The organism is Lelliottia sp. RWM.1 (genome assembly GCF_016859735.1).
Lineage (GTDB): Bacteria > Pseudomonadota > Gammaproteobacteria > Enterobacterales > Enterobacteriaceae > Enterobacter.
The window spans coordinates 1-24,373 of record NZ_WLVC01000022.1; the positions used below are offsets into that span (position 1 = coordinate 1).

Sequence of the window (24,373 nt, forward strand, 5' to 3'; positions counted from 1 at the left end):
GGAGCGGTAGTTCAGTCGGTTAGAATACCTGCCTGTCACGCAGGGGGTCGCGGGTTCGAGTCCCGTCCGTTCCGCCAACTCATTGTTCGAGGGTGTTTTTATACATCCTTATGAGTTAAGAAACCGCAGGTCATACAATGGCTTGCGGTTTTTTTTCGTCTGATGCTTTCTGATGTTGTCTTGGGGAAGCAAAAGATAATGAGTGCATAAAGGAGTGGATCACTCAAAAGGGGAAATTTTAGTACGCTCAATTTTAGTTTTATGCGGCGAAACAGTTTTAGTTTCAGCAACATGCAGCCATGAAAACTTTGTGAAATCCGGCCTCTGGGCCAGCCTTTATAAGGAGCTATCATGGCGATTGTTACCAACCCTCTTACTGCAACTCAGATCCAGAAAGCGAAGCCTCGCGACAGTGCTTACTACCTGTTTGATGGTCGTGGTCTGTGCCTGCAAATCAAACCCAGTGGCAATAAATACTGGCACTGTCGTTACAAACGGCCTGCAACCGGAAGTAACACAACAATCAGTCTGGGATCGTATCCGGAAGTCTCCCTCGCAGATGCCCGTAAAGAACATCAGAAAATATTAACTCTGTTGAAAAAAGGTATTGATCCAAAAGAACTGGAGCGCGAAGCCGAAGAACAGGTAAGGCTGGCAGAGGAAAGCCGTTTTCAGCTCGTCGCAGAAAAATGGTTTAAAACCCAGAAACAGGGAAAAGTCACCAAAGAGCACGCTGCTCAAATCTGGTCTTCGCTGGAAAACCATGTGCTTCCCTCTATTGGGGATATTTCTGTGACAGAGCTTAAAGCGCCGATGCTGATTGCTGCCCTGAAACCCATCGAAGTGCGCGGTTCGCTGGAAACCCTCCGTCGCATTGTTCAACGCGTCAATAATGTTATGGAATATGCTGTTAATCTGGGGCTGATGGATATGAACCCTCTCTATCGTGTCAGTCAGGTATTCGCATCGCCGGAAGTGACAAATATGCCCTCCATCAGTCCTAAGCGACTGGATGAACTGGTTCAGCGTATTGAAGCCGCGAGTCTGGCGTCATTAACCCGTTATATGATCCTGTGGCAATTGTTGACACTGGTGCGTCCCGGTGAGGCAGCGGGAGCCAGATGGAACGAAATCGATGAACAGGAAAAACTCTGGATCATTCCTGCTGCACGTATGAAGAAGCGCCGTATCCATAAAGTTCCCTTGTCTCCCGAAATGTTGTGGGTTATTGAGAAATTGAAGCCCATGACTGGGCATACGTCGTTTTTGTTTCCGGGCCGGGTTAAAAACAGTCAGCCCATGAATTCAGAAACTGTCAATAAGGCATTGCGCCGGATGGGGTATACGGGCGAGCTTGTTTCGCACGGTTTTCGGGCCCTTGGTTGTACGTCTATGATTGATGCGGGTTTTCCGTCCGATGTTGTTGACGCGGTATTAGCTCATGTCGAAGGTAAGAAGATGATGCGACCCTATAACCGTGATGCCTATCTGACACAACGTGTGGAGCTAATGGCGTGGTGGGGACAAAAAATCAGTGAGTCGATGCAAAGTGTTGCACTGCGGGCAACCATGAGTAGAGATGCTGCGTGATAATCTTCCTATGAAATATAAATAAAAAGTCGGTGTGACCTATTCACCGGCTCTAATGAAATGGTCATCCCCACCCTGTGAGCGGTACGCTAGCAGGGTGTTTTTCTTTCAAAATGAACTATCATGAAAAACTGTGCTGGAGCTTATTTTCTGGCTCGTCAACTAGCCTCGTTTGGTCTTCAGGCAAAGTTGATTTCACCGTAGTTTGTTCGCCCCTTCATCAAGAGCAACAAGAACGATTTCATTGACACCGAAGCGATTTGTGAAGTGGCGTTGACCTGCCCCCAGGATTAGATACAACCTTCAGTTAGTAATGTCGGTTGGTTTTTCTTCATATTTCCTGTTTCGCCAGTCCGTTGCGAATTCAGCTGGTGTCTGGTAATCCAGCGATGAATGGGGACGGCACTCGTTATAATCCTGCCGCCAGTCATTAATCGTTTTCCGGGCATGAAGAATATCGCTGAACCAGTGTTCATTCAGACACTCATCGCGAAAGCGTCCGTTAAAACTCTCAATAAATCCGTTCTGCGTTGGCTTACCAGGCTGGATAAGCCGTAGTTCCACACCATGCTCAAAGGCCCATTGATCGAGCGCGCGGCAGGTAAATTCCGGGCCCTGATCGGTTCTTATTGTCGCCGGATAGCCCCTAAACAGCGCGATGCTGTCCAGAATACGCGTGACATGAACGCCTGAAATACCGAAAGCAGCGGTGATCGTCAGACACTCCTTCGTGAAATCATCCACACAGGTCAGGCACTTGATCCTCCGACCGTTGGCCAGTGCGTCCATAACGAAATCCATCGACCATGTCAGGTTCGGCGCATCCGGGCGCAGAAGCGGAAACCGTTCGGTTGCCAGCCCTTTACGGCGTCGTCTGCGTTTTACGCTCAGTCCATTAAGGTGGTAAATACGGTATACCCGCTTGTGATTGACGTGAAGGCCCTCCCGACGCAGCAACTGCCAGATGCGGCGGTAGCCAAAACGCCTGCGCTCCAGTGCCAGCTCAGTGATGCGCCCTGATAAATGCGCATCAGCTGCCGGACGCTGAGCCTCATAGCGGCAGGTCGACAGGGACAAACCCGTAAGCCTGCAGGCACGACGTTGCGACAGACCGGTCGCATCACACATAAACTCAACGGCTTCCCGCTTCTGGCCTGTCGTCAGTACTTTCGCCCCAGAGCCACCTGAAGTGCCTCCTTATCCAGCATGGCTTCGGCAAGTAGCTTCTTGAGGCGGGCGTTCTCCTCTTCAAGAGATTTAAGCCGCTTCACCTCAGGAACTTCCATGCCACCAAACTTCTTGCGCCAGGTGTAGAAAGTGGCATCGGAAATTGCGTGCTTACGGCAGAGCTCACGGGCAGAAACTCCGGCTTCCGCTTCGCGAAGAATACTGATGATCTGTTCGTCGGAAACCGTCATATGGCTGTCAACGCCAGTAAACACTTTGATCCGATGCTGGGGATCGATTTTCATTCTTATGCCCTGCCGCCGGGAGTCTGGCCCACGCCGCATATCGCCATTGTTTTTGACGTATGGGACTATGCGCCCATTATTGGCGCGACGGTAAAAATCCACGGACTGAGGCGCACCGTTGCCGGTACAGAGGGAAAGGCCTTCCATATTCTGATTGGTGCTCCGGTTCCTCCCCCAAAAGTCCCCGGCGGCCCCCAGACCGATGATGAAGTGTTTATGGGGAGTAAAACGGTTATTGTTGACGGAGATCCGCTGTCACGCAGACTGTCCCCCACGCTGAGTTGCAACGTTGTGGGCATCATTCCCCCGTTTCGTCTGAGGCGGGCAAAAAAAATGCCCATTCTCTCCCTGACGGCTCCCCTTACGCTCAATATGGCGTTACCGCATCATGTTTCTGTCGGTGGACCACAGACCATCAGCATGATGTCGATGCTGAGCAAAGCGGGGTTTGCCGCCTTTAAACGCATCGGGAAAAGCAAGGCTTATAAAAAGTTCATGGGGAAATTTAAGGAGTTCCGCCAGAAACTCTTTAAAAACATGGATCCCAGTTTCATCAAGTGTAAGGTACTGCGCGCTGAACCTGTCGATATTCGTGACGGCAGCGTCAGACTGGAACAACGAGATTTTCTGCTGCCGGGCCGTGTGCCGCTGGACTGGATACGTTACTACCGTTCTGCGGATGTACAGGAAGAGGGATTGCCCGGTTATGGCTGGAAAACGCTGGCAGATACCCGCCTTATCCATCACACAGAAGACGATTACCATGAACTTGTGCTGGCTGACGGCTCGCTGTTTTTTGCAGACATCCCCGAACAGGCAGGTCAGGCCCATGCCGTAAGCAGTCTGCCGGGTGGTGCGCTGTTGTGGTATGAGGAAGAAGAGGGCGTTCGCCACTGGCATGCAGAAACGGAGGAAAACCGTCGATGGTGCTTTCGTCAGGAGACTGCGTCTCCGGCTTCTGTCCTGCGCCCGGACAGGCTGGAAGACAACAACGGCAACGGCTGGCGTTTTCGCTATGAAACCGGGCGTATCACCCTGACGGAATACACTTCGCAGGCGCTGACCGGGCGCAGGGTGGAAGCGGACTGCCTGCACCTGCGCATTGTCCGCATTCGCCTGTGCGACAGTCATGCTGATATGGGGCCGGGCAGTGATGAGGCGCAATGGGACCTGACGCAGTACGACTATACCCAGGATAACCAGCTGGCAGGCCAGACCGACAGTTGTGGCCACCGCCGCCATTTCGCCTGGCGGGAGCGGGTTTACATGCAGTATCACGCTGACCGCCTCGGGCAGCGCTTCCACTATGAATACGATGATGCATGGCGCGTTATCCACGCCTGGGGCGATGGTGGCTGGTATGACTATCGCTTTGTCTGGAATGATTTCTGCCATGAGCTGGAGATGACGGATTCGCTGGGGCATACCACCATTATCCGTTTCAGTGAAGACCGGCTTCCGGTGTGTGAAATTGACCCGGAGGGCGGCGCGACGTTTTTCCTCTATGACGAATTTGGGCAGACGGTCAGTATCACCACGCCGGACAGAAGGACCACCCGCTTTGAATATGATGAGGCAGGCAATATCTGCCGGGAAATCGCGCCGGACGACAGCGAGTTTGTGACCGTCTGGCAGGGGCTGCATATGAAAGAAGCCCGCGACCCGGAAAAAGCCTGCTGGCGGTTCGGGCATGATGAGCGAGGCAATCTGACCGGTGTGACGGACCCGGCAGGCGTACAGCAGCACTATCGCTACGATGAGCTGGGGCAGATGGTGCGCCGCGATACGACCGGACAGGGCCACGAATTGCTGGAGTATGACCGCCTTGGGTTTGTCAGCGCGCTGACGGCGCGCACCGGGGCGAAAACGACATACGTGCATGATAACCGGGGCAACCTGCTGTCGGAAATGAATGTGCTGAAAGAGCAGCGGCACTACCGTTACGACAATGCCAACAGGCTGACGGAAGCCAGATTGCCGTGCCGTAACGCCATCCGGCTGGAGTACGATGCAGAGGGTCAGCTTGTGGCTTATGACGACGGCCAGCGCGTCACCCGGCTGGACTATACCGCCACAGGCGAGGTCTCCGGCTGTACCCTGCCGGACGGTAACCGCATTGGTTACGAGTATGACACCGAAGACCGGCTGGTGGCCGTCATCAACCAGATGAGCCAGCGCTGGCAGATAATCCGCGACAGTCTGGGGCGAATAACGGAAGAGCGGGACTGGCGGGGGCAGAGCACACACTACCGGTGGAGCGCCGACAGCCTGCTGAACGGCAGAACCGGACCGGACGGGACGACCCTGACCTGGTGGCATGATAAGCAGGGGCGCATCACTGGGCAGTATCACAATGACACGCTGCTGGCGCGCTACGAGTATAACCGCCGGGGGCAGCTGACGGCCTGCGACAACCCGTACCGCAGACTGAGCTGGCGTTACGACAGCGGCGGCAGGCTGACGGAAGAGGTGCAGGACGGGTTCGGTATACGGCACAGCTTTACGGCGTCCGGCCAGTATGCAGGGCGGGAGAGCGACAGCGGTAACCGCGTGCAGCTGGGCTACAACGACGCGGGGCAGCTAAGCCGGATACAGATAAACGACGAACCGGCGAGTGCGCTGGCGTATGACGCGCTGGGACGGCTGCGTGAAGAGCAGCTTGCGCCGGAGCTGAAGCGCCAGCTGAGCTACAACGAAAACGGCTGGCTGAGCGCACAGCGGGTGAGCAGGGAGGCCAGACCGCTGTTTGCCACCGAGTGGCATTACGATTTGAACGGTAACGTGCGGTCGCGCAATGACAGTCTGGCAGGCAGGGAGTTTTACAGCCATGACGTGATGGACAGGCTGACAGAGCACACTGACGTGCTGGGTCGGGTAACGAATTTTGTGTACGACGCGGCGGGTAATCGGCTGCGGGAAGACATCAGCGGCAGCGGGGAGGAGTGGCAGTGTTATGGCCGTGTGGAAGAAGAGCGGCTGGTGACGCTGGAGCACGGGTATAACCGGAACGGTCAGCTGGTGAGGCGTAAGCGTCGGACGCCGTACCTGTGGTCACAGAAGGTTGTCAGCGAGTCGCTGGAGTGGGACGTCAGCGGGAGGCTGTCGGCGTTGCGCAGTGAGAGCGGGACGACGCAGTACGGTTATGACGGTCTGGGCCGCCGGGTGTTTAAAAAGACAACGAAGGCGGGAGAGGTGACGGCCAGCCTGACGTGGTTCTGGTGGGACGGAGACGCGCTGGCGGGAGAAGTGCAGGATACGGCTCCGGTGGAGGAAACTCTGACGGCGGCGTGCGACATGCGCAGGCCGGGCAGCAGCGAAGAGCGGGAGGCGAGGCTGAAGGGTCTGGTCACCGGGCAGGCGGTGCAGGAGTACGTATATTATCCGCGGAGTTTTGAGCCACTGGGGCTGATAAGGTACGGGCAGCGCTGGAACGAAAAGGACGGATTCAGCGAGCCGGAGAAGCGGATATATTTTTATCATAACGACGTGAACGGTGCCCCGCTGAGGCTGACGGATGAGCGAGGCGGAGTGGCGTGGTCGCAGAGTGCCGGGCCGTGGGGGGCGTGGAGCGAGCGATCAGGTTCGGTGAGGAATCCGCTGCGTTTTCAGGGACAGTATTTTGATGAAGAGAGTGGTTTACATTATAACCGGTACAGGTATTATGAGCCGGAGAGTGGGCGGTATATCTCGGCAGATCCGATAGGGCTGGCGGGTGGAATAAACCTCTATGCTTACGTAAAAAATCCACTAAATTACATTGACCCACTGGGACTTACTGGGTGTAGTGTAAAACCCGGTAAAAATTTCAAAGATCATTTTATTCGACATAAAGGTCTCCTTGAAGATTATTTAGGCAAAAAATATCCAAAGTGGAAGGTTGATGAGGGGGCTGAGTTTTTAAAAGATATTGAAATTCTGCGAGATAGTGGGAAGCTAGTCCATATCGGTCAGGGAACAATAAAAAAAGGCCAGCCATTGATGGAAATATATAGAGGGGAAGGGATGACTTACATATCCAAAAAACTAACTGATGGTTTAGAGGAATTTGTAACGCTTATTGAGTCTGGGAAAGGTATGGATATTGGAATTATTTTTTCTCCCTAGAGAGTGGTGTGTTATGGAAAAATTATTTAATCGTATGTTACAAGGCACTGTAAATGATGTTGTGGTTTCTGGTTATTCAGATGCCGAAACACCACCAGTATTTCATCCGATGTATGAGAGGATATACTTCATCATAAGTGACGATATCTTTGAATTATATATTGAGGATGGGGTTATTCGATATTATCAATTGGAAAATATAAATGAATGGTTTGATGTGGATGTAGATGACAAATTTTCTTTGATGTCTATATATCAACAGTTATTTAAGACTGAACAGGAGATAAAAGTAACTAAAATTGACTACAAAGCAATTCCTTTTACTAAGATTGAGATTGATTACAAGGATGGGGAAAATGAAAGGCAGTTGTTTTTAGACCCTAATAATTTTTTTGGTTTCACTTACTATAACTAATTAAAAGCCGGGGGGGAATTAAATCTTTCCGGCTTTTTACTATTTAATTCTCGTTCAGCACAATAAACATCCCGTTAGGCATCACATTAACTAGCCGTTTAACATGATAAAGTTCCTATCGTAGTTTGTGGCACAACAGGGTGAACAACACGCTGCGGTTCCAGGGTCAGTATTATGACGAGGAGACAGGGTTACACTATAAACGGCTTCGCTACTATAATCCGGAGAGCGGGACCTATATCAGTCCAGACCCGATAGGGCTAAGAGGCGGGTTAAACTTATATGCTTATGTACCTAATCCTCTCAAATATATAGATCCGCTTGGGTTGTGCAAAACGGATGTTGAAAATAAAAATCCTTATGGCACTTACCGACCTGCTCGGCAATTACCTCGTGATAAAAATGGAAATCCAATCCCTGATGTTAATGCGCCACATACTCAATTAGGTACTAAATCAGGAAGAAAAGGAGATTATACTCAGGCCAGAGAATGGGGATATGATGAAAATGGTAATTTAGTTCCCAAAAGAGATATTGATTTTACAGATCATGGAAGGCCTAAGGAACATCCCAATCCTCATCAGCATGATTATATTCCTAACTCTACAGGAGGAACACCGTAACATGGTCCTGCAAAAGATCTGGAGATCCCATAATGAATGTGAGTAAAGGGTCGATGTGGAACAATGGAGAAAAGGTCCGTTTATCTCATTTATTAGATAAAGTACCAACTAATGAATGGGACTGGTATCTATATGAAATAGAAGCGATTGGTATTGCGCCGCGAGACATGTCAATGCCTGATTTTGAGCAACGAGTTTTATCCAAGGATACCGGATTTAAATTATCATGGGATGAGGTTAAAAATTTTTCCAACTCATTAAGTGACATAAAGAATTGCTTTTTAGCTGCATTAGTGAAGCCAGTTAAATATAGCGTACTAGACAATGGTGATTTATCACATTGTTTGGCTTTAATAACTATATCAGATAGTACCTCATGGGAGGTTAAATTGATGAAGGATAATTATTAATCTATAGCATGAAAGTTAAATAAAAAGCCGGGAAACATCTCCGTGATATTCCCGGCTTTTATTTTTATACCTCGCGCAATACGCCGGATATCCGGTTCTTCATTCCCTTAACCGACTGTTTAACCAGATAAAGTTCCTCCCGCAGTTCCTGTACCTCGTCACTGTCAGCGATGATGGTCAGTCACCCCTCCGAAATCTTCACCGTGACACCCCGTCCGGTATCAAATCCCGCCTCAGCGAGCCAGTCGCCCTTAAGGTTCAGGCTGGGGTGTCGTGAGTAGTACGTGGTCATGTAGGTTTTGCTGTTTATGTGGCGGGCTCTAACATAGCCGACTTTATAGCGGCGCTGTGTTTTGGAAATGGCGATTTCTGGCGTAATATCGTGTTCAGCCATGATTAACTACCTCTGTTAGTTGCTTGTGGTCAGCGGCTGTTACTGTAAGCGCACCCGTTTTAGTTCCACGCACTTTTTGAGATTTCCGGGGTTTCAGCCATCAGCCGGTATTCTTCCGGCGTCAGGTTATTCAGGGATTCATGGGGGCGCTCGCTGTTATATTCAGCCAGCCAGCGCTCTGTAATTTCACGTGCTTCGTTCAGGGTTCTGAACAGATAAAAATCCAGTATTTCTGTCCGGTACGTCCGGTTGAATCGTTCGATAAAGGCATTCTGTGTTGGCTTGCCGGGCCTGATAAATTCCAGCATCACACCATGCTCTTCTGCCCATTGTGCCAGCGTCAGCGAGACCCGCTCCGGACCGTTATCCATCCGCATCTTCAGCGGATATCCGCGGTTTGCCACGATCCTGTCCAGCACTCTGACAACCCGCTGCGCCGGGATATTCAGGTCAATTTCGATCGCCAGCGCTTCCCGGTTATAATCATCCACCACGTTGAAGGTCCTGAAACGTCTGCCACACACCAGCGCATCGTGCATAAAATCGATGGACCCGCTCTGGTTCATCGCCTCTGGTGTAGCCAGCGGAGCCGGATTGCGCACCGGCAGGCGCTGTTTTCCCTTACGGCGAAAATTCAGTTTCAGCAGGCAGTAAATACGGTGAATTCTTTTATGGTTCCAGGCGTTGCCCTGCCTGCGCAGTACCTGAAAAAGCTTTTTAAATCCGTATCGCGGATAGCGTTCAGCCGCCACGGTCAGCGCCATAATCACCGGCTCATCACGTCGCGTATCCGGCTGATAACGAAATACCGTCCTGCTCAGCGATAACGTCCTGCAGGCCTGACGTAAGCTCATGGCAAACTGTGCGGTCAGATAGCTGACCAGCTCACGCTTTATCGCTGGTTTTAAAGCTTTTTTTCAATAACGTCTTTCAGGGCGCGGCATTCGAGACTCAGGTCCGCAAACATCTGTTTCAGCCGGCGGTTTTCATCCTCAAGGTCCTTCATCTTTTTGATATCAGAGGCTTCCATACCGCCGAACTTCACTTTCCAGTTGTAATAGCTGGCTTCGGAAATACCGGCTTCGACAGACTTCAGAACGGCGATGATCTGGTGTTCGGTGAATCGGGCTTTGCGCATGGCGATCTCCTCCGGGGACATATTCAGTATGCCGGAAGATCTCTAAATGTGAATGGTCCGGTTTACCGGGATGCTTACAGGGGGCATTCTCAAAAGCCACCTTCTCAGAAGGTGGTCTTTTACTGTCTATTGCTAAATTAGCAAAAATCCTCTGCTTTTTACTCTCTTTTTCTGCATAACTTCAGCAGAGATAATCCTCCTCAGTCAACGAACACTATGATTAACGAGGAATTAAATGGCTATCCCTGCATTCGGTCTTGGCACTTTCCGCCTGAAAGACGACGTTGTTATCGCATCTGTAAAAACCGCACTTGAACTGGGCTATCGTGCCGTTGATACCGCACAGATTTATGAAAATGAAGCCGCTGTTGGCCTGGCACTTGAAGAGAGTGCTATTCCCCGCAATGAGCTCTTTATCACCACGAAAATCTGGATTGAAAACCTCAGCAAGGACAAGCTACTCCCAAGCCTGAAGAAAAGCCTGAAAAAACTACGTACAGACTATGTTGATCTGACATTAATCCACTGGCCATCACCGAATGATGCTGTTTCTGTTGAAGAGTTTATGCAGGCACTGCTGGATGCGAAGACGCAGGGTTTAACCCGCGAGATAGGTATCTCCAACTTCACCATCCCTCTGATGGAAAAGGCAATTGCGGCCGTTGGGGCGGAGAATATTGCCACCAATCAGATCGAGCTTTCTCCTTATCTGCAAAACCGTAAAGTGGTCGACTGGGCAAAACAGCACGGTATCCATATTACCTCTTACATGACGTTGGCCTATGGTAATGCATTGAAAGATGACGTTATCTTACGTATCGCTGGTAAGCATAATGCCACAGCAGCACAGGTGATCCTGGCATGGGCGATGGATGAAGGTTATGCGGTTATCCCGTCGTCAACGAAACGTGAAAATCTGGAAACTAATCTGGCTGCGTTAGACCTCAAGTTGGATGAAGAAGACAAAAGAGCGATCGCTGCACTGGAGTGCAACGACCGCCTTGTCAGCCCAGAAGGTTTAGCCCCTGACTGGGACTAAGATTAGTACCCTACCTCTCACACAGCTCCTTCGGGGGCTGTTTTTACATGCTCACTAAGAAAGTCAATAAATGCCCTTATTCGCGTACTCACAGCTCTGTCACTGTAGTACACCGCGCTGAACGGCATCTCTACCGGTAGACGTTTATCTGCCATTAATTCTACGAGTTCACCTCGGGCAATCTCTTTATCAATCATATAATCGGATAAACACGCAATTCCGTTGCCTTCAAGACACAGTTGTTTGAGAGTTTCCCCGCTATTTGAAGATAAACCGCTGGTAACAACATGAAGCTGCCCATCATGGCAGGCGACAGGCCAGGTGTTTAGCGATAACGGTTCAGTAAATCCGAGGCACATATGCTGCCTGAGGTCTTCCACCGTCTCTGGCCGGCCAAACTGGACAATATACTGTGGTGAGGCAATAATCCTGCGATAGCTTGTGAACAATGGTCGGGCACGCAAGCTTGAGTCAGTTAATGTTCCTGCCCGGATCGCGACATCTACTTTTCGCTCAATCAGATTGATAAATGTCTCTGAGGAGACAAGCGACAAGGTCATCTCAGGGTAGCGTTCCCGGAAAGGTTTAATGAGTGGCATCAAAAAATGCAGAACAACTGGTGTTGCCGCATCAATGCGCAGCAACCCACGCGGAGTACTGCGTGTTTCCATTATCTCTGTCTCTGCGGCCGCCATTTCCTGCAAAACGGACTGTACGCGGCGAAAATAGCGCTCACCCTCTTCGGTCAGGCTTAATTGCCGCGTTGTCCGGTTAAGTAAACTGACCCCAAGCTTCATTTCCAGCTTCTTTACCGAGCGGCTGATTGCCGAATTTGCCTGCCCAAGTTGCTCGGCGGCTCGGCTAAAACTGCCACTTTCCACTACAGCGACAAAGATTGTCAGCTCTTCCGACGTTGCTTTCATTGTTGCATCACTCGCAAAATTCTATTGAGATTTTGACCATTTTTGTTATTTAAGCACTGGCGCATACTTCGTGTCATCTTAATCCTGATGATACGGAGTATTTTATGCCACTGGCGCTACTCGCCCTGACAATCAGTGCCTTTGCTATTGGCACGACTGAATTTGTTATTGTAGGACTCGTGCCTACTATTGCCGACCAGCTAGCGATTTCGCTGCCTTCAGCAGGGCTGCTGGTTTCTATTTACGCCCTGGGGGTTGCTGTTGGCGCGCCCGTGCTGACGGCGCTTACCGGACGATTCCCGCGTAAACAGCTGTTGATGGCTCTGATGGTCTTATTCACCGCTGGGAACGTTCTGGCCTGGCAAGCGCCAGACTACACCACACTGGTAGTGGCGCGACTTTTGACCGGTCTTGCACATGGCGTGTTTTTCTCAATAGGATCTACCATTGCTACGAGCCTTGTCTCAAAAGAGAAAGCAGCATCCGCCATTGCTATCATGTTTGGCGGCTTAACCGTCGCGCTAGTGACAGGTGTTCCGCTGGGGACGTTCATTGGTCAGCATTTTGGTTGGCGTGAAACATTCCTGGCTGTATCCATGCTGGGCGTGATTGCTCTGGTGGCGAGTTTAGTACTTGTTCCATCGAATATTCCCGGCCGGGCAAGCGCCACCCTGAGCGATCAGCTTAAAGTGCTGACTCATCCTCGCTTGCTGATCATCTACGCAATTACGGCGCTGGGATACGGTGGTGTCTTCACCGCTTTTACTTTCCTTGCACCAATGATGCAGGATCTCGCAGGTTTCTCCCCGGGTACGGTGAGCTGGATATTGCTGGGGTATGGTGTATCCGTTGCGATTGGCAACATCTGGGGCGGGAAGCTTGCGGACAAACATGGCGCTGTGCCTGCTCTGAAGTTCATTTTTGCGGCGCTCGCGGCCCTGCTGGTCGTGTTCCAGTTCACGGCTTCAGTTCAGTATGCTGCCCTGGCAACAGTGCTGGTGATGGGGATCTTCGCTTTTGGCAACGTACCTGGCTTGCAGGTCTATGTTGTACAAAAAGCAGAGCTCTATACACCTAACGCAGTTGATGTTGCTTCAGGTCTTAATATTGCCGCATTTAATATTGGGATTGCGATCGGTTCTATCATTGGCGGGCAAGTTGTAGAGAACTTTGGTTTGGCACAAACACCGTGGATTGGTGCAGTTATCGTTCTTGCGGCTTTCCTGCTGATTGGCTTGAGTGGACGTCTTGATAAACCTGATCGCGTGGCATTTGAATAAGTAGCAGTAAGTGCTTGCTTACAAAACCAGAAAGCGGTTTCTCAGTAATTGCGTTGAAAGTGTGACCTAAAATCCCTATAACAGTAGAACCAGTCCGTTTTCCGGGCTGGTTCATGTTATAGAGGTCGTATCCAAAAGTGCGAAAAAATACCTATGCCATGCGCTATGTTGCCGGAATGCCAGCGGAGAGAATTTTGCCTCCGGGGTCGTTTGCGAGCCTCAGCCAGGCATTGCCCGCTGGTACACCGTTAAGCAGTGATGAAAAAATTCGCGTACTGGTCTGGAATATCTTTAAACAACAACGTGCGGAATGGTTATCTGTACTGAAAAACTTTGGTAAGGATGCTCATCTGGTCCTCTTACAAGAGGCACAAACCACACCTGAGCTGGTCAGATTCGCAACGACGAACTATCTGGCCGCCGATCAGGTTCCGGCATTTGTTTTGCCGCAACACCCTTCTGGCGTGATGACTTTATCAGCCGCACATCCGGTGTATTGCTGCCCACTGCGTGAACGTGAGCCCATTCTGCGCCTGGCAAAATCGGCACTGGTGACGGTGTATCCATTGCCTGACACCCGCCTGTTGATGGTCGTTAATATTCACGCCGTGAACTTCAGTCTGGGTGTGGATGTGTATAGTAAGCAGTTACTTCCTATTGGCGATCAGATAGCGCACCACAGTGGGCCGATCATTATGGCAGGGGATTTCAATGCCTGGAGTCGTCCGCGCATGAATGCGCTGTATCGCTTCGCACGTGAAATGTCGCTGCGTGAAGTCCGTTTTAGTGATGACCAGCGTAAGAAAGCCTTCGGTCGTCCTCTCGATTTTGTCTTCTATCGTGGTTTGAGCGTGCATGATGCTTCTGTGCTGGTGACACGCGCCTCTGACCATAATCCTCTACTCGTCGAATTCAGTCCCGGCAAGCCTGATAAATAATGGTGTGTCAGGTCTGCCGTGGGGCAGGCCTGTGGTGGTGCTGCCCTTTATCTTTCAATCAACCAAAGGACAGTACAATGACAACACACTCCCATCACGACAATGTCGAAAAACAGTTTGGCTCGCAGGCCAGTGCTTACCTGAGCAGTGCTGTGCATGCGTCCGGACGAGATTTAGTTCGTCTGAGCGAAAGGCTCTCCGCAGTCCCTGAGGCGCACGTACTGGATTTAGGCTGCGGAGCAGGGCATGCAAGTTTTGCGGCTGCACAGCAGGTTGCTCAGGTCACCGCGTATGATTTATCCAGTCAGATGTTGGACGTTGTTGTGGCGGCGGCAAAAGCAAAAAGTCTGAACAACATCACCACACGCCAGGGATATGCTGAGTCATTACCTTTTGAGGATCGGTCGTTTGATGTTGTCATCAGCCGCTACTCTGCCCATCACTGGCACGATGTGGGGCAAGCGTTAAGAGAAGTGAGGCGCGTGCTGAAAGCCGGAGGTATCTTTATCATTATGGATGTTATGTCTCCGGGACATCCGGTGCGTGATATCTGGTTGCAAACGGTTGAAGCGCTGCGTGATACATCACATGTGCGTAATTATTCCTGCGGGGAGTGGTTATCGCTGACTGCGGAAGCTGGATTAATTTCACGCTCGTTAATTACTGACCGTTTGCCTCTGGAATTTAGCTCCTGGATTGCACGTATGCGCACACCTGAAGCATTGAGTCAGGCCATCAGGTTGTATCAGGAGAGCGCATCTGCGGAGGTAAAAGCCTACTTTGAATTGCAGGAAGATGGGTCATTTACAAGCGACATGATTATGGCTGAAGTGCAGAAAGCAGGATAAATAAAAAAGGCACCGGGGGAATCGGTGCCTTTTTTTATATTCAGAGTCTGTAATCAGGAATCTGGCGTTGTGCTGTTTTTTACAAACAGCGTCAGTTGATCGCCAGGTCGCAGGTTGTCAGTACCATTATTCCAGCGCATCACATCTTTGATGTTCACGCCGTGACGTTTAGCGATACTGGACAGCGAATCACCCTTACGTACGCGATAGGTAATACTGTCGCTGTTGTTGGCAAGACGCTGTGCGCTGCTACCCGCACCCACTGTCAGATTCTGACCTACCTTCAGACCCGAACTACGCAGATTATTCCACTGCTGCAGATCTTTCGCCGTCACACCAAGGCGTGAGGCAATGCCTGAAAGGGTATCACCCGAACGAACCTTATAGCTACGGCTGCTGACTGATGAGGCATCCGCGATCAGCGTTGACTGAACGGCTGCGATCTCACCTGAGGCTAAAGACTCACGTAACTGTTCAGCGTGTTTCTGCGGAACCATTACATATTGTGGGCCATTTGCACCCAACGTAGAGCCTTTAACGCCAGCATTAAAGGTCTTAAGCTTGCTGACCGACATACCCGTCATATCAGCAACCTGTTGTATTTCAACTGGGCTGCTGAGACGAACACGCGCTAACGCACGACTTTCGTCTGGTGTTGGCAGTTGTACGCCATAGCGTTTGCTATTTTTGAGTATATCGCTCAAAGCCAGCATTTTCGGTACATAAAGCTTGGTTTCCTGAGGCAGAGAGAGCGACCAAAAATCGGTGGGTTTACCACGCGCTTTGTTCGTTTTCATTGCCTTCAGTACACGACCTTCACCGCTGTTATACGCAGCGACAGTTAACAACCAGTCGCCGTCAAACATCTTATTCAGACGTTGCATCATGTCGAGAGCGGCAGTCGTTGAAGCGACTACATCACGACGCGCATCGTAGCTGCGGGTCTGTTTCAATCCATAATTTCGCCCTGTGCTCGGAATGATCTGCCAAATGCCTGCGGCATTGGCTCCAGACGTTGCGTGCGGGTCAAAAGCGCTCTCCACTATGGGTAGTAGTACCAGTTCCATGGGCATGTTACGTTTCTTAACTTGCCCTGCTATCCAGTACATATACGGCTCTGCCCGTAAAGTTACATCGTGGAGATAGCTCTTATTTCTCAAATACTTCTGTTTCTGTTCGCGAATCCGGTTGTTTTCCGGAATTCCCATCTTTAGCTCGTCGCCAATAGAGGCCCACAAGCCTTGATCCTGCGCGAATGATGTCCCATCGTCCATCCATCGCGCCTGACTTGTAAACTTCCCTGCTTCCCCTTGACCAGCTGCAGAAAGGCTCTGTGCGTGCTGTTGTACGTTGCTGCCGTTTTGTGACTGGCAACCTACAAGCAGGACAGAGGCGAGTAATATCGCTTTTGCCTTCATGTGTGTGTCAATAGTTGCTTAAAAGACGAGCGATGATAACGGCGAATTTTTGAAAAGGCAACCCGGAATTATCGGAAGTTATCTTTCTTTGACCTTAACCATGCGAATCGTTCTTCAGGTTGTTGCAAATTTGTTTCTTTGTTTATTTTTTCAATTAAATCAATATCATTCGTTCTTAAAAATAAATTAATTTCCCGCTCTTTTTTCAGAATTCCTGGCAGTGTTTTTTGGTTTTTTGCACGTAACTCCTTCACTTTCAGGTAATAATCTTGAATCGCCCGATCGTCAGGTAAGATGCTCGCTGAAAACTTCATGTTTGCTAATGTATATTCATGTGCGCAACAAATGAGGGTGTCACCTGGGAGCGCATTAATCTTCTGAAAAGATTGATACATTTGTGCTGGTGTTCCTTCAAATAATCTTCCGCAACCGCCAGAAAACATCGTATCCCCGCAAAAAAGATAAGGTGTGCTGTAGAAACAAATATGTCCTGAAGTGTGACCGGGAGTGGCAAATACGGAAAAATCCCACCCGAGTATGAGGATGTTTTCGCCCTCTTTGACTACTTGCGTTGTCCCCTTATCTTGTGTTTCCGCCGGGCCGTATACCACAAGATGCGGAAATTGATCCCGCAGGTCCGGAACACCACCGACATGATCGTTATGGTGGTGCGTGAGGAGAATGGCTTCAGGCTGCCAGCCATTTTCCGCAATAGCGTTCAAGACAGGGGCAGACTCACCGGGATCGACAATGATGCACCGACGATCATCGTTAACTAAAACCCAGATGTAGTTGTCCTGAAAGGCAGGAATACTGATAAGATTCATATATTACCTCTTACAACGTGGCGGATGTGTTGATGAAACCGGCAAGGATACCTCAGACTGTCGCAGCACCGGAACGTTGGGCGGAATTGCCCTGGGGTGAATACTATCGCGAAGCGTTAGAGCAACAGCTTAAGCCCTGGTTCGCGAAAATGTATGGTTTTCACCTGCTTAAGATTGGCAATCTCAGCGCGGAAATCAACTCCGAAAGTTGTGCCATTTCTCATCAGGTTAATGCCTCTCTTGATGGCTCTCCTGTGCAGGTAAAGGCCGATCCGTTGCATTTGCCGTTTGCCGAAAAATCGGTTGATGCATGCCTGCTGGCGCATACATTACCCTGGTGCAGCGACCCGCATCGCCTGCTGAGGGAAGTTGATCGGGTGTTAATCGACGACGGCTGGCTAATCATCAGTGGCTTCAATCCGTTGAGCCTGATGGGGTTACGTAAACTTGTTCCTGTATTACGCCGCACGCCACCGTATAACAGCCGTATGTTTACTCTGATGCGCCAGCTAGACTGGCTGTCATTACTAAACTTTGAAGTGCTCTGCTATGGCGGCTTTCAGGTTGTGCCCTGGGCGCGTAAGGGGGGCGTTTTACTCAGTACGCATCTGCCAGCATTAGGCTGCATGCAGTTTATTGTGGCGCGTAAAAGAACAATTCCTCTTACGCTCAATCCGATGAAGCAGAGCAAATCAAAAACACAGATCCGCCAGACCGTAGGTGCAACGCGGCAATACAAAAAACCGTAATCAGGATTCGGGTTGATAACCCACGTCGTCCTGAACGGGATTAGACGCGGCAGCGCGAGCCAGCTCGTCGCAGCGTTCGTTTTCAGGATGACCGGCATGGCCTTTCACCCATTCCCATTTGATCTCGTGCTGACCAATAGCTGCGTCCAGGCGTTTCCAGAGATCGACATTCTTGACCGGTTTTTTATCTGCTGTTTTCCAGCCACGCTTTTTCCAGTTGTGGATCCACTGAGTAATCCCCTGGCGAACATACTGACTGTCAGTGCTCAATACCACGTCACAGTGTTCCTTTAAAGCTTCCAGTGCCACAATGGCAGCCATCAGCTCCATTCGGTTATTGGTCGTCAGGTGATAACCTTCGCTAAAGGTTTTTTCGTGCTGGCGATAGCGCATGATCGCGCCATATCCACCGGGGCCTGGGTTGCCGAGACATGATCCATCGGTGAAAATTTCTACCTGTTTACGCATCTCTGGTAGACTTCCTGTATTTGAAACGTTCAGTTAAACGATAAGTCTGACATAAATGACCGCTATGAGCACTGCAATTACACGCCAGATTGTCCTCGATACCGAAACCACCGGTATGAACCAGATCGGTGCGCACTACGAAGGGCACAAGATTATTGAGATCGGTGCTGTTGAAGTCGTGAACCGTCGTCTTACGGGGAACAATTTCCACGTATACCTCAAACCTGACCGGCTGGTGGAGCCAGAGGCGTTTGGCGTTCACGGTATTGCTGATGAGTTCTTGCTTGATAAGCCGACATTTGCAGATGTGGCAGATGAATTCCTGGAATACATTACCGGCGCTGAGCTGGTCATCCATAATGCATCGTTTGATATCGGTTTTATGGACTATGAGTTCAGCAAGCTCAATCGTGGCATTCCTAAAACGAATACCTTTTGCAAAGTCACCGATAGTCTGGCGCTGGCCAGAAAGATGTTCCCCGGCAAGCGTAACAGCCTCGATGCGCTCTGCTCGCGTTATGAAATAGACAACACCAAACGTACGCTGCACGGCGCGTTACTCGATGCCCAGATTTTGGCTGATGTTTATCTGACCATGACGGGTGGGCAAACCTCCATGGCGTTTAGTATGGAAGGTGATACACAGCAGATGCAGGGGGATGCAGAAATTCAGCGTGTTGTGCGTCAGGCAAACCGTTTACGGGTGGTTTTAGCCAACGATGACGAAATGGCTGCACATGAATCACGTCTGGATCTGGTACAGAAGAAGGGCGGAAGCTGCCTATGGCGCGCATAATGCGCGCAGCAATGCGTGTAAAATCGCCGCTTGGGTGATTTTTACAGCAAACGATTCAAAACTTGAGAAAAAGCGTTGACGAGTTCAGAGGCAATCCGTAATATCCGCTTCGTTCCCAACGGAACACAATGTGGAGCGGTAGTTCAGTCGGTTAGAATACCTGCCTGTCACGCAGGGGGTCGCGGGTTCGAGTCCCGTCCGTTCCGCCACTATTCAGAAAGCCTGAATCAGAAATGATTCAGGCTTTCGTCGTTTTATGTCTGCATATTCTTATACCCCTTTCTCCCCTCCTTTAGTGTGTTAACAAAAAGTTAATTACAATAGTGCAATTAATTAACAATTGCGCAGTTTTGGTGCGTTATTTGCACTTTTGTTGTGCAAATAATCTCCGTTTGTCCTGGTTTGTCATTTCTTTGTGTAACAATTATGTAAAAATAATTCACTGTAAATCATCCAGTTATCCACCATTTTCGTGAAAGCTCACGAACCAATGAATTATTGGTTCATTAATTGCTTAATCATTAGGGCGATAAGTTATTAACTATATCTATAACTTATTGTTAATAAAAATAAAGTGATGATGAAAGCGAGCGAACCAATATGGAAAAACCGTCACGGTTTCTGGCAAATTCCAGCACTGCGCTTGAGCAATTGCGCGGCCTTATCAATCAGCACGAGTCAACACCAGGCATTCCGTTGCCCACTGAACGTGAGTTATCGGAAACTCTCGGCGTAGGACGACGTGAAGTTCGTCGTGCGCTGGACGTGCTGGAGGAAGAGGGCCGGATCTGGCGTAAACAGGGCAAAGGAACCTTTATTGGTCCTGCTGCTCCGGTGGAGCCGCTGGCACTTCAGGGGTTGGTACAACAAACCAATTTGCTGGAAGTGATGGAAGCTCGTCTACAGCTCGAACCCGGCTTAGCCCGGCTTGCGGCACTGCGTGCCACCAGGGAAAACCTCGCGCTCATGCAGCGCATGCTGGAACGCATTAATAAGGTCAGCCCGGATGACCGCGATCTGAATGAATTGTGGGATAGCGCCTTTCACCGTGCGATTGCAGAGGCCGCGGGTAATCGTCTGATGCTCGGTTTATTCGATGCCATCGACGCCGTCAGACGCGAGCCAGGCTGGCAGCACCTCCGTGAATTAGCGCGTACACCCGAGCGTGTTGATCACTACAACGACCATCACGAAAAAATCATGTCTGCGATCATCCATCGCCAGCCTAACGAAGCAGCGACCGCCATGCGCGAACACCTGCTAAGCCTGCAAGCAGCCTTAATTCAGGCTATTCATCTTGAGGACGATTTCACGTTATGACGACCATTCCGTTCAAGGAAGCGGCGCCGGTACTGCGCCTGCAAAACCTCAACGTAAAATTCGCAGGCTCGCCGGTAAGCGTACTGGATGGGATCTCGCTTGCCGTGAAAGGGGGCGAAACATTGGCGCTGGTAGGTGAATCTGGTTGTGGAAAGAGCATCACATCCTTAGCGCTGATGGGATTGCTACCTGCCAGCGCTCAGATCGTGAGTGGTGAAATGCAGTTTCGCCGTCACGATCTGCGCAAACTCTCCCCGCGGGAATATGCCGACCTCCGGGGTAATGAGCTGGCGATGATTTTTCAGGAACCGATGACCTCGCTGAACCCGACATTTACGCTTGGCGATCAGCTCAGCGAGGCTGTAATGCGCCACCAGAATATGTCACGTAGTGATGCCATGACTGCTGCGCTGAACATTCTGGAAAAGGTCCAAATTCCGGCCGCCGGGATGCGCCTGAAATCTTACCCTCATCAACTCTCCGGCGGGATGCGCCAGCGTGTGATGATTGCGATGGCGCTCATTAACCGTCCCCGGCTGTTGATTGCTGATGAACCAACGACTGCACTCGATGTGACAATTCAGGCGCAAATTCTGGCTCTCCTCAATACGTTAAAGGAAGAGACAGGCACTGCGGTGTTGATGATCACACACGACTTAGGCGTCGTGGCAGAAGTGGCGCAACAGGTAGCGGTGATGTACGCAGGGCAGGTGGTTGAGCAGGGGAGTGTCGACGCTATCTTCGCCGATCCTCAGCACCCGTACACCATTGGTCTGATGGGCTCCATTCCTTCGCTTGGCGCGCGTAAAGGTCAGCTTTCGACCATTCCGGGCTCTGTCCCTCTGCCAGAATCCATGCCTAAAGGCTGTCGTTTCGCGACCCGCTGTCCCTTCGCACAGACGCGTTGCCATGATGAAAAACCGTCACTTAACACGCTTGGCGCTGGTCATCAGGTAGCCTGTTTCCGTGTGCCGCTGGAACAACATATTGCGCTGGGAGAAATCGCATGACTACGCCCATCCTTGAAGCTCACGACCTCAGTAAACTGTTTCCCGGCCCCAAAAAACTTTTTACCCCCGCCCGCTTTGTGACGGCGGTTGACAGGGTTTCGCTCTCTGTTATGCCAGGCGAAACGCTGGCGATTGTCGGCGAATCTGGTTCCGGAAAATCCACACTTGGTCGTTTGCTGCTGCGCTTGCTGGCGGCAAGTGAAGGACGCGTGTTTTATCAGGGCGAAGAGATCACCCATGCCTCGGGTGCGCGCCTGAATCAACTCCGGCGTGAACTGCAGATTATTTTTCAGGATCCGTTTGCCTCACTGAACCCGCGTATGACGGTAGAGCAAATTGTCGGCGAGCCGTTGTGGTTACACCAGAATATGAAAAAAGCAGACCGCCAGTATCGGGTTGCCGAACTGTTGAAAACAGTCGGGCTGCCTGCCGCCTGGGCTGGGCGCTATCCGCATGAGTTTTCTGGCGGTCAGCGCCAGCGTATCGGTATCGCGCGAGCTCTCGCTTCCGGCCCAAAACTGCTGCTGGGTGATGAGCCGGTCTCGGCGTTGGATGTGTCCGTACAGGCGCAGGTAGTGAATTTGCTGGAAAGCCTTAAACATCAACTGGGGCTGACGATGATTATCGTCGCGCATGGTCTTGCCGTTATTCGGCATATGAGCGACCGCGTTGCGGTGATGTACCTGGGGCAAATCGTTGAACTGGCAACCGTTGACGAAATTTTTGATGCGCCATTGCATCCTTATACCCAGGCACTTATCGCCTCTGCCCCGCAGATGCAGCCTGGTGCACAACGGGATACGCCTCTGTTGCAGGGCGATTTACCGAACCCTTCAAACCCGCCAACCGGATGTCGTTTCCACACACGCTGTCCCTATGTTTCTGATGAATGCCGCCAGGTTGAGCCAATCAATCAGGTGCTGGATGGCGGACGTCAGGTTGCCTGCCATCGCTGGCAGGAGATTAATCGCGATCGCAGTGTTATTCAGATAGCACCGCCCTCTGCCGCATTTCTGCGTCGCCGCGCGCTGTTTGAACACGCGGCATCTCACTCCTCCCTTCCTGCAAGGAACTCATGATAATGACAATGCGTAATTCTCTTTTGACCGTACTGGGAAGTGTTATGTTGCTGGGTGCGGCGTTGCCCGCGCATTCGGAAAGTGTGTTGCGAATTGGTCTGGGGGCCGACCCGGATATGCTCGATCCGCATCTGGCGCGGACCTATTATGGCCGTTTTGTCTTCGCGTCGCTGTGTGACAGGCTGGTGGATGTCGATGAACATCTGAACGTTGTCCCAGGGCTGGCGAAAGACTGGGCCTGGAGCGACGATGGCAAAACCCTGACCATGAATCTGCGCGAAGGCGTGACGTTCCACGACGGCGAAAAATTTGATGCAACCGCTGCTAAATACAACCTCGACCGCGCCCTGACCTTAAAAGGTTCATTGCGTAAAAGTGAAATCTCTTCAGTCGAGTCGGTGGATGTGACCGGCCCGATGCAGATTGCCTTGCACCTGAAAAACCCGGATGCCGCGTTGCTGATGCAGCTCACCGATCGTGCTGGAGCGATGATGGCCCCGGAAGCGGCGAAAAAGCCGGATTTTGCCGCGCATCCGGTCTGTTCCGGTCCGTACAAGTTCGACAGTCGCGTGTCGCAGGACCGCATTGTTCTGAGTCGTTTTGACAACTACTGGAACAAAGACGCCTACCACTTTGACAAAATTATCTACCTGCCGATCCCGGATGCCTCTGTTCGTCTGGCTAACCTGCGTGCAGGCGATCTTGACCTGACCGAAGGCATTGCTGCAAGCGACGTGAAAACGGTGGAAGCAGACAGCAAGCTGGCGCTGGCGAAAGTGACGGGTCTGGGTTATCAGGGCATTACGTTCAATATCAATAACGGCCACGTCCCGGCTAACGACCCGTTCAAAGATGCCCGCGTTCGTGAGGCTTTCTCTCAGGCCATCGACCGCGATGCGCTTAACCAGGTGGTCTTCGAAGGGCTCTACACTCCTGCTAATCAGGCGTTTTCGACCGTGAGCCCTTACCACGTTAATGTTCCGGTTCCCGCGCGTGATGTGGAGAAAGCAAAAGCCCTCCTGAAACAAGCCGGTGTGACGACGCCACTGAACGTTAACTTACTGGTTCCGAATAACCCAACGTCGCAGCAGGTTGGCCAGGTGCTTCAGGCGATGGTGGCCGAAGCCGGGTTTAACCTCAATCTGCAAATGACAGAATTCGCCACGCTGCTCGATCGCCAGCAAAGCGGTGATTACCAACTGAGCTTCTCTGGCTGGTCTGGTCGCCCGGACCCGGATGGCAGCATCTACGGCTTCATCAACAGCAAAGGAACGCTGAACGATGGCCGCTACAGCAATGCGCAGGTGGACGAATGGCTGACGCAGGCGCGACTGAGCACGGACCCTGCTGCCCGTCAGCCGTTGTATGACAAGGTTGTTCAACAGCTGCAGACCGATATGCCTATCGCTTACCTCTACTTTGAACCGCGTATTTTTGGTCTGAACAAGAGTGTGCAGGGCTTTAAACCTTACCCGGATGGCATTGTGCGTCTGGCCGGTTTGACGCTGGCGAAATAAATAAAGGCGTGAGGA

The 24,373-nt window shown here is 51.0% G+C and carries 21 protein-coding genes, 2 tRNA genes and 2 pseudogenes; 18 read left to right on the top strand and 7 right to left on the bottom strand.

Going from position 1 to position 24,373, the window contains the following annotated elements; all coding sequences use genetic code 11:
* The 3 genes and pseudogenes from GF617_RS15715 to GF617_RS15725 all read left to right on the top strand — a co-directional run.
* A tRNA-Asp gene (locus tag GF617_RS15715) sits at positions 1-77 on the top strand.
* A gap of 274 nt (positions 78-351) precedes the next feature.
* Entirely contained in the window at positions 352-1,590 is a 1,239-nt protein-coding gene (locus GF617_RS15720) for an integrase domain-containing protein (protein ID WP_203452042.1), read from the top strand.
* Positions 1,591-1,710: 120 nt separating this feature from the next.
* Positions 1,711-1,863, top strand: a pseudogene (locus tag GF617_RS15725) (IS110 family transposase); the annotation flags it as partial.
* Positions 1,864-1,893: 30 nt separating this feature from the next.
* Here the strand turns inward: GF617_RS15725 and GF617_RS15730 are convergent.
* A protein-coding gene (locus GF617_RS15730; RefSeq protein ID WP_203452080.1) for an IS3 family transposase occupies positions 1,894-3,008 on the bottom strand; the annotation gives its coding sequence in 2 pieces (ribosomal slippage) (positions 1,894-2,756 and positions 2,756-3,008; 1,116 coding nt in all).
* Between GF617_RS15730 and GF617_RS15735 the strand changes: the two genes are divergently transcribed.
* The 4 genes from GF617_RS15735 (at position 3,009) to GF617_RS15750 (ending at position 8,614) form a co-directional block, all read left to right on the top strand.
* Positions 3,009-7,166 carry an RHS repeat-associated core domain-containing protein gene (locus GF617_RS15735; protein WP_203452043.1) on the top strand — a complete coding sequence of 1,386 codons (4,158 nt, stop codon included), beginning with the start codon at positions 3,009-3,011 and terminating at the stop codon, positions 7,164-7,166.
* Between the two features lie 13 nt (positions 7,167-7,179).
* Positions 7,180-7,581 carry a hypothetical protein gene (locus tag GF617_RS15740; RefSeq protein ID WP_203452044.1) on the top strand — a complete coding sequence of 134 codons (402 nt, stop codon included), beginning with the start codon at positions 7,180-7,182 and terminating at the stop codon, positions 7,579-7,581.
* Between the two features lie 140 nt (positions 7,582-7,721).
* On the top strand, positions 7,722-8,204 hold the full coding sequence (locus GF617_RS15745; RefSeq protein ID WP_309228272.1) for an RHS repeat-associated core domain-containing protein: 483 nt from the start codon (positions 7,722-7,724) through the stop codon (positions 8,202-8,204).
* 32 nt (positions 8,205-8,236) lie between these two features.
* On the top strand, positions 8,237-8,614 hold the full coding sequence (locus tag GF617_RS15750) for a hypothetical protein (RefSeq protein WP_203452045.1): 378 nt from the start codon (positions 8,237-8,239) through the stop codon (positions 8,612-8,614).
* Positions 8,615-8,678: 64 nt separating this feature from the next.
* On the opposite strand, the pseudogene GF617_RS27535 reads toward GF617_RS15750, so the two are convergent.
* Positions 8,679-9,008: pseudogene (locus tag GF617_RS27535) on the bottom strand (SymE family type I addiction module toxin).
* Between the two features lie 59 nt (positions 9,009-9,067).
* Positions 9,068-10,146, bottom strand: a protein-coding gene (locus tag GF617_RS15760) for an IS3 family transposase (protein ID WP_203452046.1) whose coding sequence is annotated in 2 segments (ribosomal slippage) — positions 9,068-9,918 and positions 9,918-10,146 — 1,080 coding nt in all. Because the reading frame shifts where the segments join, the coding sequence is not laid out codon by codon here.
* A 235-nt stretch (positions 10,147-10,381) separates the two neighbouring features.
* Between GF617_RS15760 and dkgB the strand changes: the two genes are divergently transcribed.
* On the top strand, positions 10,382-11,185 hold the full coding sequence (gene dkgB / locus GF617_RS15765; RefSeq protein WP_203452047.1) for a 2,5-didehydrogluconate reductase DkgB: 804 nt from the start codon (positions 10,382-10,384) through the stop codon (positions 11,183-11,185).
* Between the two features lie 17 nt (positions 11,186-11,202).
* Here the strand turns inward: dkgB and yafC are convergent, their stop codons facing one another.
* Positions 11,203-12,108: a DNA-binding transcriptional regulator YafC gene (yafC, locus tag GF617_RS15770; RefSeq protein ID WP_203452048.1), complete on the bottom strand. Its 906-nt coding sequence runs from the start codon at positions 12,106-12,108 to the stop codon at positions 11,203-11,205.
* Positions 12,109-12,212: 104 nt separating this feature from the next.
* Between yafC and GF617_RS15775 the strand changes: the two genes are divergently transcribed.
* The 3 genes from GF617_RS15775 to GF617_RS15785 all read left to right on the top strand — a co-directional run bounded on the left by GF617_RS15775 (position 12,213) and on the right by GF617_RS15785 (position 15,174).
* A complete protein-coding gene (locus GF617_RS15775; protein ID WP_181622349.1) occupies positions 12,213-13,388 on the top strand; it encodes an MFS transporter in 1,176 nt (391 codons plus the stop codon).
* 137 nt (positions 13,389-13,525) lie between these two features.
* Entirely contained in the window at positions 13,526-14,326 is an 801-nt protein-coding gene (locus GF617_RS15780) for an endonuclease/exonuclease/phosphatase family protein (RefSeq protein WP_042320745.1), read from the top strand.
* A 77-nt stretch (positions 14,327-14,403) separates the two neighbouring features.
* Positions 14,404-15,174 carry a class I SAM-dependent methyltransferase gene (locus GF617_RS15785; RefSeq protein ID WP_181622350.1) on the top strand — a complete coding sequence of 257 codons (771 nt, stop codon included), beginning with the start codon at positions 14,404-14,406 and terminating at the stop codon, positions 15,172-15,174.
* A 53-nt stretch (positions 15,175-15,227) separates the two neighbouring features.
* Here the strand turns inward: GF617_RS15785 and mltD are convergent, their stop codons facing one another.
* Together mltD and gloB are read right to left on the bottom strand one after the other, a co-directional pair.
* Positions 15,228-16,592 (bottom strand): murein transglycosylase D, encoded by a 1,365-nt coding sequence (gene mltD, locus GF617_RS15790; RefSeq protein ID WP_203452049.1) that lies wholly within the window; start codon positions 16,590-16,592, stop codon positions 15,228-15,230.
* Between the two features lie 68 nt (positions 16,593-16,660).
* Complete coding sequence (gloB, locus tag GF617_RS15795) at positions 16,661-17,419, bottom strand: hydroxyacylglutathione hydrolase (RefSeq protein WP_203452050.1); 759 nt, start codon at positions 17,417-17,419, stop codon at positions 16,661-16,663.
* Positions 17,420-17,451: 32 nt separating this feature from the next.
* Here gloB and GF617_RS15800 point away from each other — a divergent pair, with 32 nt between their 5' ends.
* The gene (locus GF617_RS15800) at positions 17,452-18,168 is read left to right on the top strand and encodes a class I SAM-dependent methyltransferase (RefSeq protein WP_181622353.1); all 717 of its coding nucleotides are present in this window, start codon (positions 17,452-17,454) and stop codon (positions 18,166-18,168) included.
* Here the strand turns inward: GF617_RS15800 and rnhA are convergent, their stop codons facing one another.
* Positions 18,169-18,636, bottom strand: a complete 468-nt coding sequence (rnhA, locus tag GF617_RS15805; RefSeq protein ID WP_181622354.1) for a ribonuclease HI — start codon at positions 18,634-18,636, stop codon at positions 18,169-18,171.
* Positions 18,637-18,700: 64 nt separating this feature from the next.
* Here rnhA and dnaQ point away from each other — a divergent pair, with 64 nt between their 5' ends.
* The 6 genes from dnaQ to GF617_RS15835 all read left to right on the top strand — a co-directional run bounded on the left by dnaQ (position 18,701) and on the right by GF617_RS15835 (position 24,358).
* Complete coding sequence (dnaQ, locus tag GF617_RS15810; RefSeq protein WP_203452051.1) at positions 18,701-19,432, top strand: DNA polymerase III subunit epsilon; 732 nt, start codon at positions 18,701-18,703, stop codon at positions 19,430-19,432.
* A 132-nt stretch (positions 19,433-19,564) separates the two neighbouring features.
* Positions 19,565-19,641, top strand: a tRNA-Asp gene (locus GF617_RS15815).
* 391 nt (positions 19,642-20,032) lie between these two features.
* Positions 20,033-20,752, top strand: coding sequence for a FadR/GntR family transcriptional regulator (locus GF617_RS15820; protein ID WP_181622356.1), 720 nt, complete (start codon positions 20,033-20,035; stop codon positions 20,750-20,752).
* Positions 20,749-21,762 (top strand): ABC transporter ATP-binding protein, encoded by a 1,014-nt coding sequence (locus GF617_RS15825; protein WP_203452052.1) that lies wholly within the window; start codon positions 20,749-20,751, stop codon positions 21,760-21,762. The genes GF617_RS15820 and GF617_RS15825 overlap by 4 nt, the downstream gene beginning before the upstream one ends.
* The gene (locus GF617_RS15830) at positions 21,759-22,841 is read left to right on the top strand and encodes an ABC transporter ATP-binding protein (RefSeq protein ID WP_181622358.1); all 1,083 of its coding nucleotides are present in this window, start codon (positions 21,759-21,761) and stop codon (positions 22,839-22,841) included. The genes GF617_RS15825 and GF617_RS15830 overlap by 4 nt, the downstream gene beginning before the upstream one ends.
* Before the next feature lie 2 nt (positions 22,842-22,843).
* A complete protein-coding gene (locus tag GF617_RS15835; protein ID WP_181622359.1) occupies positions 22,844-24,358 on the top strand; it encodes an ABC transporter substrate-binding protein in 1,515 nt (504 codons plus the stop codon).
* Positions 24,359-24,373: the final 15 nt, after the last annotated feature.